The organism is Kitasatospora sp. NPDC127116, assembly GCF_042677365.1.
Taxonomy (GTDB): Bacteria; Actinomycetota; Actinomycetes; order Streptomycetales; family Streptomycetaceae; genus Kitasatospora; species Kitasatospora lactacystinica.
In genome coordinates, this window is sequence record NZ_JBHXTL010000149.1 from 8,508 (window position 1) to 21,247 (window position 12,740).

Below are 12,740 nucleotides of genomic sequence, written 5' to 3' on the forward strand. Positions count from 1 at the left end.
CCCGCCGCCCTTCTCTGCGCCCCCCCTCCCCCCCCCCACGCCGCCCCCGCCGTGGGGGGGGCCCCCCGCCCCGCCGCCCCCCCCCACCCCTCCCGTCGTGTCCGGCACCGTGTCCGGCGCCGCGTCCGGAGATCCGGATCCGGACTCAGCCCTGCTGCTCGGCCCACCAGGCCCGCAGTGCCCCGACCGCCTCGTCGTGCTCCATCGGGCCGTGCTCCAGCCGGAGTTCGAGCATGTGCTTGTACGCCTTGCCGACCTGCGGGCCGGGCTTGAGGCCGAGCAGCTCCATGATCTGGTTGCCGTCCAGCGCCGGGCGGACGGCGTCCAGCTCCTCCCGCGCCTTCAGCTCGTCGATCCGGGTCTCCAGACCGTCGTAGGTGCGGGAGAGCGCGGCCGCCTTCTTCTTGTTGCGGGTGGTGCAGTCGGAGCGGGTCAGCTTGTGCAGGCGCTCCAGCAGCGGCCCGGCGTCGGTGACGTAGCGGCGCACCGCCGAGTCGGTCCACTCGCCGCCGCCGTAGCCGTGGAAGCGCAGGTGCAGCTCGACCAGGCGCGAGACGTCCTCGATGAGCTCCTTGGAGTACTTGAGCTCCCGCATCCGCTTGCGGGTCATCTTGGCGCCGACCACCTCGTGGTGGTGGAAGGAGACCCGGCCGTCCGACTCGAAGCGGCGGGTGCGCGGCTTGCCGATGTCGTGCAGCAGCGCGGCGAGCCGCAGGGTGAGGTCCGGACCGTCCTGCTCCAGGTCGACGGCCTGCTCCAGGACGGTCAGCGAGTGCTCGTAGACGTCCTTGTGCCGGTGGTGCTCGTCCCGCTCCAGCTGCAGCGCGGGGAGCTCGGGCAGCACGTACCCGGCCAGGCCGGTGTCGACCAGCAGCCGCAGGCCCTTCACCGGGTGCTTGGCCAGCAGCAGCTTGTTCAGCTCGGCCTGGATCCGCTCGGCGGAGACGATGGTGAGCCGCTCGGCCATCGCGGTCATCGCGGCGACCACCTCGGGCGCCGGGTCGAAGTCCAGCTGGGCGGCGAAGCGGGCGGCCCGCATCATCCGCAGCGGGTCGTCGGAGAAGGACTCCTCGGGGGTGGCGGGGGTGCGCAGCACCCGGGCCTCCAGGTCCTCCAGACCGTGGTGCGGGTCGACGAAGCCGCGGCCGGGCAGGTCGACGGCCATCGCGTTGACGGTGAAGTCCCGGCGGACCAGGTCCTCCCCGATGGTGTCGCCGTAGCTGACCTCGGGCTTGCGCGAGGTGCGGTCGTACGCCTCGGAGCGGTAGGTGGTGATCTCGATCAGGAAGGAACCCTCGGGGGTGTCCTTGCGGGCGCCGACCGTGCCGAAGGCGATGCCGACGTCCCAGACCGCGTCCGCCCAGCCCTTGACCAGCTTGAGCACCTGTTGCGGGCGGGCGTCGGTGGTGAAGTCCAGGTCGTTGCCGAGCCGGCCGAGCAGCGCGTCCCGGACGGACCCGCCGACCAGCGCCAGCCGGTGACCGGCCGCCTGGAACCGGCGGGCGATCTCGTCGGCGACCGGCGACACCCGCAGCAGCTCTTGGAGGCCGAGGGTCTGGGCCTCGCTCAGGCCTGGTACGACCTGGACGGCGGTGCTGGAGGGGTCGGTGTGCGCGGTGGGCTCATTGGCAGTGGACACGGCTCACAAGGGTACGTGCCCCGACAGGTCAACCGCCCGCGCGTTCTGGGCGTCTCACCCCACAGCCCGCAACACTGCGCCGCGGGCTGCATCGTTACCATGCCGGTGGACGAGTCTCGGGCACCGGACGGGGGATGCGGTGCCGCGCGCCGCCGCCGTCCGCGGGAACCCCCGCGGCAGCGGTGCGGCGACGGCGTCGGGCGGAGCGATCCAAGAGAGTCAAGCGAAGACCGTCGGGCGGACCGCGCCGGACGACAGCATCAGCAGCGAACGATCGAGAACGGCGAGGGCGAAGCGAGTGAGTGAGCCGGCACGGCACTCGGGCCTGGGGACGCACCGACAGCCTGGAGGGGCCGAGCGCCCCGCCGAGGGGCGTCATCCGGCCCGCCGGACGCGCCGGGCGGGCGCGCGCCTGGCCGCCGCCTGCGCGGCCGCCCTGACCCTCTTCACGGCCACCCCGGCCGGCGCGCTGCCCGCCGGCGGCAACGTCCGGCCGGCCGCGGACTCCACCATCACGGCCGAGTACCCGGTGGTGATGACCATCGACACGCTCAGCCCGCAGGTGGCCACCCCGAACGGCATCGTGACGATCACCGGACACGTCACCAACGCCGGCAAGTCGGCGGTCAAGGGCGCCCACGCGGCCGTCCGCAAGCCGTACTCCAACAAGCCGCTGGACCGGCGCAGCGACCTGGCCAACGTGGCCGACCGCTCCACGCCGGACAGCAAGGACGGCACGGAGCTGGACACCCCCCAGTACGCCCTGCCGGAGCTGAACCCGGGGCAGAGCCAGCCGTACACGCTGAGCGTCGCGGTGAGCGACCTCGGGCTGTCCGCGAGCGGCGCGTACGAGCTCGCGGTGGACGCCTGGGGCGGGACCGCCGACAACCCGCGCGACCGCCCCCTGGGCATCGCCCGGACCTTCCTGCCGTACAACCCGGGCGGCGCCGAGGCGCAGCCGACGAAGGTCGCCACGGTCTGGCCGCTGGTGCACGCGCCGGTGGTGGCCGCCCAGACCACCACCGACAGCAACGACCAGCCCGTCTCGGTGCTGCGCGACGACAGCCTGGCCACCGAGTTCGCCCCGGGCGGCCGGCTGTACGAGCTGGTCGACACCGGCGCCAAGCTGAACGGCCTGACCTGGGTGATCGACCCGGACCTGCTGGACGCCGCGCTCGCGATGACCAAGACCTACCGGGTGCAGAAGCCGGGCACCGAGGGGTCGGGCAAGTCCGTCAAGGACGACAACACCGTCCAGATGCAGCCCTCGGCCGCCGCCGTCGCCTGGCTGGACAAGCTGCGGGCCGCCGTCGCCAAGCCGGGCACCCAGGTGGTCTCGCTGCCGTACGCCGACCCGGACCTCGCCTCGATCGCCCACAACGGCTCCGACCTGACCGGGATGACCACCGCGCTGAGCAAGGCGGCCACCGCCGGCCGGCTGACCGTCGAGGGCCGGCTCGCCGTGGACACCCGGTCGGACGTCGCCTGGCCGTTCCAGGGCTACCTCGACCAGCAGATCGCCTCCCTCGCCCAGCAGTCGGGCAGCGGGCTGGTGCTGGTCAACGGCGCGAGCATGCCCGAGGCGGACTCGCTCAACTACACCCCGAGCGCCGTCCGCCCGATCGGCGGCGGGCAGAGCGCCGTGGTGGCCGACGAGACCGTCTCCTCGCTCTTCGACAAGGACCTGAGCAGCCCGCAGGCGCAGACCGACGCCACCCAGCGCTTCCTCGCCGAGACCTTCGCGATCACCCACGAGCAGCCGCAGAACCAGCGCGGACTGCTGGTCCTGCCCCCGCGCGAGCTGAGCGTCGCCGGCGCCAAGGCGCTGGCGAGCGCCCTGCAGACGGCGGACGGCAAGTGGATCTCCTCGGTCAAGCTGGACGCGGTGGCCCAGTCCGCGGCCGACCCGAAGGCGAACACCGCCGTCCCGGCGCCCACCGACTACCCGACCCAGGCCCGCGCCTCGGAGCTGCCCGCGGCCGACCTGAGCCGCACCGACGACATCCAGCACGACCTGGACACCCTGATGCGGGTGCTCACCCTGCCGCAGCGGGTGCGCGGCCCGTTCAGCGCCGCGATGGTCCGCTCGCTGTCCACCGAGTGGCGCAGCCAGCCGCCGGCCGGGAGCACCTACCGCGCCGGCGTCACGAAGTACCTGAAGGAGCTGACCAGCGCCGTCCAGGTGCCGAAGAAGAACGTCGTCACCCTGGCCGGCAACACCGGTCTGCTCCAGGTCAGCGTCCGCAACGACCTGACCCAGACGGTCACCAACCTGAAGCTGGTGCTCACCTCGGCCCAGCCGAACAGGCTGCGGGTGAGCAAGGAGGAGGAGCTGGTCCTCCCGGCCTCGCAGAGCGTGACCCTGCGCTTCAACGCCGAGGCGCACAACAACGGGACGGTCGCGATGACCGCCCAGCTGTGGACCACCGGCCCCGACTCCCGGCCGTACGGCGACCCCCAGCAGTTCAAGGTCGAGGTCACCTCGGTGACCAACGGGGTGCTGTACATCTTCGCGGGCGCCGGCGTCCTGCTGCTGCTGGCCGCGCTGCGCTTCGTGCGCCAGCGCAAGCGGCGCGGCGGGCAGCCGCACGAGGACGGCGACCAGCCGGTCGGGGACGCCCCGGCGGCGGACGGCACCGGAGCGCGGGACACGGCCGAGGACACGGCGCAGGACACGGCGGAGGGCGCCGCGGAGGGCACGGCGCGGGACTCCACCGCGGATCGCGCCGGGGCCGCGGAACCGGACCGGGCCGGCGGGACGGACGGCACCCGGGGTGACGGTCCCGCGCAGACACCGCGCGGCAGCAGCCCGGATGGCCGGGATCGGGCCGCCGGTGATGAGAAGGTTGGTCCTTGATACCGCCGACCCCCCGCACCGCCGGGCCGGCCTCCCCCCACGACAGCGAAGAGGTGACATGACCGGGCGCAGCGAGGAGCGGCCGTCGGGCCGCGGTGAGAGCCGGCCGGGCGCCGAGTCGCCGTCCGGCGACTGGTACGTGGCCGACACCTACGCCCAGGACCCGTACGCGGCGGACGCGTACGGGCACCCGCAGGACGGCCAGGACCCGTACGGTCTGCAGGCCGGGCGGCCCGTCGCGCCCCAGCAGCCGGCCGCCGCGTACGACGTGCCGCCGCAGCTGCCGCCGCAGGGCGGCGGCTACCCGACGCCGGTGCCGCCGACCCCGTACCAGGCCCAGCAGCAGTTCGCGGCCCCGGTGCCGCCGGTGCAGCCCGGCTGGGACACCCCGGTGCAGGGCGCCTGGCCGCAGCAGCCGGCCCCGACGCAGGCCGCCGGTGGCCACTGGGGCGGCGTCGAGCAGCCCCGGCAGCAGTGGGAGCCGGGCCCGGCGCACTCCGCCTGGGACACCGAGACCACCGAGTACGTCGGGGTGGACGCCCTGTTCGGCGGCCGCCCGGCGCAGGCCGCGGCCCAGCCGCCGGTCCCGCAGCCCGCCCCGGCCCCGCAGCCGGTCCAGCCGACCGCCCCTCCGGTCGGCCCCGCCCCGTACCCGCCGGCGGGCGGCTACCCGGGACAGCCGCAGCACGGCGGCGCTCCGGGCGGGCAGCAGCACTTCGTGCCGCCGATCGAGTTCGACCCGCCGCTCTCCGAGGAGGAGGCCACCAGGCAGGTGGCCGCCGTCGCGGTGCCCCCGGCCGTCGAACCGCTGTCCGACGTCGTCGCCGAGGAGCAGGCCGCCCAGCAGGCGCCCGCCGCCGAACCCGCCCAGGCGGCCGGTGGCGGCAAGGTCGCCAGCCTGCTGAACTCCAGCGCGATCATGGCGGCCGGCACGCTGGTCTCCCGCGGCACCGGCTTCGTCCGGACCATGGTGATCACCGCGGCCATCGGTGTCGGCGTGATGGGTGACTCCTACAACGCGGCGAACACCCTGCCGACGCTGCTGTACATCCTGATCGGCGGCGGCGCGCTGAACGCGGTCTTCGTGCCGCAGCTGGTGCGCAGCATGAAGAACGACGAGGACGGCGGCACCGCGTACGCCAGCCGGCTGCTCACCCTGGTGATGGTCGGGCTCGGCGGCGTGGTCTTCCTGGCGGTGCTCGGGGCGCCCGTGCTGGTGCAGCTGATCGCCCACCCGATGATGGCCAACCCGGAGCGCGCCGACACCACGGTGGCGATGGCCCGCTTCTGCCTGCCGAGCATCTTCTTCATGGGCATCCACGTGGTGATGGGCCAGATCCTCAACGCCCGCGGCCGCTTCGGCGCGATGATGTGGACCCCGGTCCTGAACAACATCGTGGTGATCTTCACCTTCTCCGCCTACATCTGGGTCTACGGCGGGTTCGGCACCACCCACGTCACCCCGGAGGGCATCTCCCCCGAGGGCGTGCGGCTGCTCGGCCTCGGCACCCTGATCGGTCTGGTCGTCCAGTCGCTGGCGATGATCCCGTACCTGCGGGCCGCCGAGTTCCGCTTCCGGCCCCGCTTCGACTGGCGCGGTCACGGCCTGGGCAAGGCCGCCCGACTGGCCAAGTGGACGTTCTTCTTCGTGCTCGCCAACCAGGCCGGCTACCTGGTGATCACCCAGCTGTCCACCAAGGCGGGCGACGCCGCGGCGGCGGCCGGACACGGCGGCGTCGGCCTGGCCGCGTTCTCCAACGCGCTGCTGATCTGGCAGCTCCCGCAGGCCGTGATCACCGTCTCGATCATGAGCGCGGTGCTCCCCCGGCTCTCCCGGGCGGCGGCCGACGAGGACGCCGGCGCCGTGCGCGACGACATCTCCTACGGCCTGCGCACCACCGCGGTGGCGGTCGTCCCGGCGGCCTTCCTGTTCCTGTCGCTGGGCCCGGTGATCGGCCGGGCGATCTACGCGGTCGGCGGCAACGACACCGTCCTGAACGACGCCACCAACGTCGGTCTGATGCTCTCCGCGTTCGCCCTGGGCCTGATCCCGTACTCCGCCCAGTACGTGATGCTGCGCGGCTTCTACGCCTACGAGGACACCCGCACGCCGTTCTCCAACACCGTCTGGGTCGCGGCCTGCCAGGCCGGCTTCGCCCTGCTGTGCTGGCTGGTGCTGCCCGCCGAGTGGACGGTGGTCGGCCTCGCCTTCGGCTACGGCCTCGCCTACGCCGTCGGGGTGACGGTCGCGATGCCGAAGCTGAAGAAGCGGATCGGCGGGCTGGACACCAAGCGGATCGGCAGGACGTACAGCCGGCTGGCCGCCGCCTGCGTCCCGGCCGCCCTGGTCGGCCTCGGCGCCAGCCTGGGGGTCCAGCAGGTGCTCGGCGGCTGGCCGGGCAGCGTGGCGGCCCTGGTCGTGGCCGGCGGCCTCCAGCTGGCGGTCTTCGTGCTCATCGCGAAGCGCCTGCGGATCGAGGAACTGAACGCCATGCTGGGCATGGTCCGCGGCCGGCTGGGCCGCTGACCGTCCGACCACCGGCCGGACGAGCGGGCGCCCTGACCGGGCGTCAACCGGAGCGAGACGCTCCTCCGCTCGTCCGGCCGAGTGCTGGGGCACCGGTTGGTTCGGGTCCGCCCGACCGTCGGATGGCGACCCGGTGTCGAATCTGCACCACATCTCTCCACCCGCGTGCAACCGAGCGGACGTCTCAGCGGTCGTACCCGGTGGAGAAGAGTGGGCACAATTGTCCTGGAGCACAGGGCCGCCGACCCCCGGGCTCCAGCGAATCTCTCAGGCCGGGGCTACACAAGGGGAGGCAGGACCACGGTGGCTGATGGCACCAAGGCCGTCGTCGACACGTCAGCAGCTGACGCGGCGACGGACGAGGCCGCACTGGCCGCGGCGATCGACGAGCTCACGGGCTCGCAGGACGCCGGCGGGAGCACCTCCGCGGACGCCCGCGGGGGCGCCACCACCGCTGCCGCCGCCCCCGGGCGCACCGACGCGGACGAGGACGAGGACAAGGACGAGGACGGGGACGAGGGCGAGGGCGAGGGCGAGGGCGGGCACGACGCACCGGCCGCAGGACCGGGCACCCCCGCCGGCGAGGAGACCTCGGAGATCACCGCACCGCTCTCCGTGCAGGAGCTCCGCGCCGAACTGGCCGCCGGCTCCCCCCGGAAGAAGCCCGCCGACGAACCCGCCCGCCCAGCGCGCCGCCCCACCGACCCGCAGCCCACGGTCGACCCGCGCGACACCGCCACCCTCCCGCGCACCCTCCCCGCCCCGCAGCGCCGCAGCGGCGACATGATCGGCCACCGGTACCGGCTGGAGGAGTGCATCTCCCAGACCGAGACCTTCAGCAGCTGGCGCGCCGTCGACGAGAAGCTGCGCCGGGCCGTCGGCGTCCACCTGATGGCCTCCGGCCACCAGCGGGCCCGCAAGGTGGTGGCGGCCGCCAAGTCCGCCGCGCTGCTCGGCGACCCGCGCTTCGTCCAGGTCCTCGACGCCGTCCACGAGGGCGAGCTGGTCTACGTCGTCCGGGAGTGGCTGCCGCACTCCTCCGACCTGGCCAGGCTGCTCGCCAACGGTCCGATGGAGCCGCACGAGGCGTACCAGATGGTCCGCCAGGTCGCCGACGCCGTCGCGGCCGCCCACCGGCGCGGCCAGGCCCACCTGCGGCTCACCCCGCGCTGCGTGCTGCGCACCGACAGCGGCCAGTACCGGATCAACGGCATCGCGGTGGACGCCGCCCTGCGCGGGCTGCCCGCCGAGGACGCCGAGGACGCCCAGCGGGCGGACACCCGCGCGATCGGCGCACTGCTGTTCGCCGCGCTCACCCACCGCTGGCCGTACCCGGAGGACCGCTACGACCTCCAGGGCCTGCCCAAGGGCCTCCAGAACGCCGCGCCGGACCAGGTCCGCGCCGGGGTCCACAAGGGCCTGTCCGAGCTCGCCGCGCGGGCCCTGTTCGACCAGCCGCCGCACCACGCCCGGCCGATCACCACGCCGGAGGAGCTGGTCCGGGCGATCGCGCAGATGCCCCGGATCCGCCAGCCCGAACCGGAGCTGCCCGCCTTCCCGGCCCCGCCCCGGCACAACACCCACGCGCTGCCCACCGCGCCCAACCCGACCCGGGTCGCCGACACCACCGTCGCCCCGCTGCCGGCCTCCTCCCGCCCGGCCTCCTCCCGGCGCGCCAGGCGGCGGCTGCGCCGGGTGGTCAAGGCCACCGCGTGGACGGTCGCGCTGGGGGCGATCGGCGTCGCCTCCTGGCAGTTCGTCGACAGCCTGCGGCACACCGGGTCGGCCACCGCGTCCACCACCCCCTCGACCAGCAGCACCGCGCCGAGCCCGCAGGCCAGCACCCACAACCCGGTGACGCTCGCCATCAAGGACGCGCAGTCCTACAACCCCCTGGGCGACGGACCCGAGGGCACCGAGAGCATCGGGAAGGCCATCGACGGCGACCTGAGCACCTCGTGGACCACCGGCTGGTACGTCGACCAGTTCGGCGCCAAGCCGCCCGCGCTGAAGTCGGGCACCGGCCTGCTGATCGACCTCGGCTCGCCGCAGCCGGTCTCCTCGGTGAACGTCCAGTTCTCCGGCGGCGAGCAGTCCGCGGAGCTGCGGCTGCCCACCCCGGCCGCCGGCGCCAACCCGCTGCAGGCCAAGCCGGACGCCTTCACCGTCGTCGGGAAGAAGACCGGGAGCAACGTCGAGTACACCCTCGACTCCCCGGTCACCACGCGGTACCTCTTGATCTGGCTGACCGGTCTGACGAAGGATACCGACGGCAGGTTCCGCGGCCACGTCGCCGAGGTGAAGGTCTCCGGCTGATCCGACGACCGCGGACGCGGCACGGACCGGCGGCCGGGAGGGAGGGGTGACGGTGGCGGACGAAGCGCACCCGACGGACGACGCGACGCTGCTCGCCCGGCACGTCGGCGGCGACCCGGCGGCCTTCGGTCTGCTGGTGGACCGCCACCGCGACCGGCTCTGGGCGGTCGCCCTGCGCACCCTGGGCGACCGCGAGGAGGCCGCCGACGCCCTCCAGGACGCCCTGGTCTCCGCCTTCCGCGCCGCCGCCGGCTTCCAGGGCCGCTCGGCGGTCACCACCTGGCTGCACCGGATCGTGGTCAACGCCTGCCTGGACCGCGCCCGGCGCGGCGCCACCCGCCGCACCACCCCGCTCGACGAGGACCCCCAGCGGCTGGACACCCTGGTCGGCAGCGCCGAGCCGGCCGACTTCCCGGTGGTCCGGGCCGAGCTGCACCGCGAGCTGACCGCGGCGCTCGCCGAGCTGCCCGCCGAGCAGCGGGCCGCACTGGTGCTGGTCGACATGCAGGGGTACCCGGTGGCCGAGGCGGCCGAACTGCTCGGCGTTCCGGTGGGCACCGTGAAGAGCCGCTGCGCGCGCGGCCGGGCCCGGCTCCTCCCCCTGGTCCGGCACCTGCGCGAGCCCGATGTTTCACGTGAAACACCGCCCGCCCGCGGCTCGGCCCCACCTCGCCGCGACACCCGGGGGAACCCGAAGCCGCCCGGCACCGTCACAGGGGCGGGCCCGAGCACCGGCCGGACGGTCCTGGAAGGAGACGCGAGCACCCGATGAACGCCCACCCCTCCTTCCCCGACCCCGCCGAGGAGCACCCCCCGATCGAGCGGCTGGCCGACCTCGCCGAAGGACTGATCGAGTCCCCGGACACCATCGGGGCGCTGCGCCGGCACCTGGACGGCTGCGCCGAGTGCCGGGAGACCGTCGACGCCCTCGCCGAGGTCCAGTCGCTGCTCGGCGACGTCGAGACCCCGCCGATGCCGGCCGACGTCGCCGCCCGACTGGACGCGGCGCTGGCCGAGGCCGCCGCCGCAGCCGCCGGGAGCGGCCGCGAGGCCGTCGAACCGGCTCAGGAGGCCCCCGCGGCCGACCACCGGGCCCAGGCCCCGGCCCGGCCCGCGCGTGCCGCCACGGTGCCCGTCACGCCCTCCTCCACGGCCTCCCGGCCGGCTGCCCCGTCCGGCGACCGACCCGCCGGCCGGTCCGGCTCGGCCGGCGGGCCCGGTCGCGCCCGCCGGCGGCGGTTCGCCCTGCTGCTCGGCACGGCCGCCGTCCTGGCCGCCCTCGGGCTCGGCGGGGCACTGCTGCTCCACCCCGACGACGGGTCCGGCACGGTGGCGGCCACCGCGGGCAGCGCCCCGGCCGCCACCACCGACGGCCACGATGTCCGCGCCCCGCACACGGCGGGCGCCGGCACCGAGTACCGCGACGGCGAACTCGACGCCCAGGTGCAACAGTTGCTGGCCCGCTCGAAGAACGTCCCGGGACTGCTGGCCACCGGGCCCGCCCAGTCCGAGGGGGCCCCGCCCGCCGACGGCGGCCGCCCGGAGCCCGACTCGCCCTCCCCCGCCTCCCCCAGCGGCCCGGGCTGCCCGGCACCCGCCTCCGGCACCCCGCTGGCCACCGACCGGGGCAGCTACCACGGCGCCCCGGTCGACGTCCTGGTCTACTCCCTGCCCGGCCGCCCCGGTTCCGTCGACGTCTACCTGCGCTCCCCCGACTGCGGCCCGGTCGTCCTGCACCAGGCCGTTCCCAGCCGCTGACCGGCCGTTCCCATGCGATCCACGACGACGGCGGCACGCCGCTTCCGGACTTCGGGCGCCTGGTACTGATCCGCCTGGGAATGCGAGACACTGGTCAGTCGTTGTCCCGGGCGGCGGAGCAGGACCGCCCTCCCCGCAGCAAACGCGGGTCGCGATGCGAACCAGGAGAAGCAGTGAGCGACGTCCGTAACGTGATCATCATCGGTTCCGGCCCGGCCGGGTACACGGCCGCGCTCTACACGGCCCGTGCCTCCCTCAAGCCGCTGGTCTTCGAGGGGGCCGTGACCGCCGGTGGCGCGCTCATGAACACCACCGAGGTCGAGAACTTCCCGGGCTTCCGGGACGGCATCATGGGCCCCGAGCTGATGGACAACATGCGGGCCCAGGCCGAGCGCTTCGGCGCCGAGCTGATCCCCGACGACATCGTCGCGGTCGACCTCACCGGTGACATCAAGACCGTCACCGACTCCGAGGGCAACGTGCACAAGGCGCGCGCCGTGATCGTCACCACCGGCTCCCAGCACCGCAAGCTCGGTCTGCCGAACGAGGACAAGCTCTCCGGCCGTGGCGTCTCCTGGTGCGCCACCTGCGACGGCTTCTTCTTCCGCGACCAGGACATCGCGGTGGTCGGCGGCGGCGACACCGCCCTGGAGGAGGCGACCTTCCTCTCCCGCTTCGCCCGCAGCGTCACGATCATCCACCGCCGCGACACCCTGCGCGCCTCCAAGGCGATGCAGGAGCGCGCCTTCGCCGACCCGAAGATCCGCTTCGAGTGGGACAGCGCGGTCGAGGCCATCCACGGCGACCCGAAGCTGAGCGGCGTCACCCTGCGCGACACCACCACCGGCGAGACCCGCGAGCTGGCCGTCACCGGTCTGTTCATCGCGATCGGCCACGACCCGCGCACCGAGCTCTTCAAGGGCCAGCTGGACCTGGACGCCGAGGGCTACCTCAAGGTCGAGGCCCCCTCGACCCGGACCAACATCCCGGGCGTCTTCGGCGCCGGCGACGTCGTGGACCACACCTACCGCCAGGCCATCACCGCCGCCGGCACCGGCTGCTCCTCCGCCCTGGACGCCGAGCGCTACCTGGCCGCGCTGGACGACCTGGAGGCCAAGGCCGCCGTCGCGGTCTGAGCCCCACCCTCCGCCCCACGGGGGTGTTCCACGTGAAACACCCCCGCCCCGGCCGGGCAGAAACAGAACGGGCCCACCCGTTGTTCTCCTGGCAGCAGCCCCCTCCGTCCGAACCCGAGGAGTTCCCGTGGCCGGCGCCACCACCACCGTCACCGACGCGACGTTCGAGCAGGACGTCCTGAAGAGCGAGAAGCCCGTACTGGTCGACTTCTGGGCCACCTGGTGCGGCCCGTGCCGCCAGGTCGCCCCGGTCCTGGACGACATCGCGGCCGAGCACGGCGAGAAGCTGACCATCGCCAAGCTGGACGTGGACGCCAACCAGGCGACCGCCGCCAAGTACGGCGTCATCTCGATCCCGACCCTGATCGTCTACAAGGACGGCGAGCCGGTGAAGTCCATCACCGGTGCCCGCCCGAAGGCCGCGCTGCTGCGCGAGCTGGCCGAGTTCATCTAGGTCTTCCGGTCGTCGACCGCACGGCGGGGGGGGGGGGGGCCGGGGGGGGGGCC

Annotated in this window: 8 protein-coding genes; 7 read left to right on the forward strand and 1 reads right to left on the reverse strand. The window is 74.3% G+C overall.

Annotated features, from left to right (window positions below; all coding sequences use genetic code 11):
- Window positions 1-145 precede the first annotated feature (145 nt).
- Window positions 146-1,570 carry a CCA tRNA nucleotidyltransferase gene (locus tag ACFVHV_RS37620; RefSeq protein ID WP_359909530.1) on the reverse strand — a complete coding sequence of 475 codons (1,425 nt, stop codon included), beginning with the start codon at window positions 1,568-1,570 and terminating at the stop codon, window positions 146-148.
- A 367-nt stretch (window positions 1,571-1,937) separates the two neighbouring features.
- On the opposite strand from ACFVHV_RS37620, the gene ACFVHV_RS37625 reads away from it, so the two are divergent.
- The 7 genes from ACFVHV_RS37625 (at window position 1,938) to trxA (ending at window position 12,687) form a co-directional block, all read left to right on the forward strand.
- A complete protein-coding gene (locus tag ACFVHV_RS37625) occupies window positions 1,938-4,496 on the forward strand; it encodes a DUF6049 family protein (RefSeq protein WP_380357532.1) in 2,559 nt (852 codons plus the stop codon).
- A gap of 58 nt (window positions 4,497-4,554) precedes the next feature.
- Window positions 4,555-7,023 (forward strand): murein biosynthesis integral membrane protein MurJ, encoded by a 2,469-nt coding sequence (gene murJ, locus ACFVHV_RS37630; RefSeq protein WP_359909501.1) that lies wholly within the window; start codon window positions 4,555-4,557, stop codon window positions 7,021-7,023.
- A gap of 303 nt (window positions 7,024-7,326) precedes the next feature.
- Window positions 7,327-9,339, forward strand: coding sequence for a serine/threonine protein kinase (locus tag ACFVHV_RS37635; protein WP_380357534.1), 2,013 nt, complete (start codon window positions 7,327-7,329; stop codon window positions 9,337-9,339).
- A gap of 52 nt (window positions 9,340-9,391) precedes the next feature.
- Complete coding sequence (gene sigM / locus ACFVHV_RS37640) at window positions 9,392-10,111, forward strand: RNA polymerase sigma factor SigM (protein WP_380357537.1); 720 nt, start codon at window positions 9,392-9,394, stop codon at window positions 10,109-10,111.
- Window positions 10,108-11,097 (forward strand): hypothetical protein, encoded by a 990-nt coding sequence (locus ACFVHV_RS37645; protein ID WP_380357539.1) that lies wholly within the window; start codon window positions 10,108-10,110, stop codon window positions 11,095-11,097. Before sigM ends, ACFVHV_RS37645 begins: the two co-directional genes overlap by 4 nt.
- A 173-nt stretch (window positions 11,098-11,270) precedes the next feature.
- Complete coding sequence (gene trxB / locus ACFVHV_RS37650; RefSeq protein ID WP_359909513.1) at window positions 11,271-12,233, forward strand: thioredoxin-disulfide reductase; 963 nt, start codon at window positions 11,271-11,273, stop codon at window positions 12,231-12,233.
- A gap of 127 nt (window positions 12,234-12,360) precedes the next feature.
- Window positions 12,361-12,687 carry a thioredoxin gene (gene trxA, locus ACFVHV_RS37655; protein ID WP_359909516.1) on the forward strand — a complete coding sequence of 109 codons (327 nt, stop codon included), beginning with the start codon at window positions 12,361-12,363 and terminating at the stop codon, window positions 12,685-12,687.
- Window positions 12,688-12,740 lie beyond the last annotated feature (53 nt).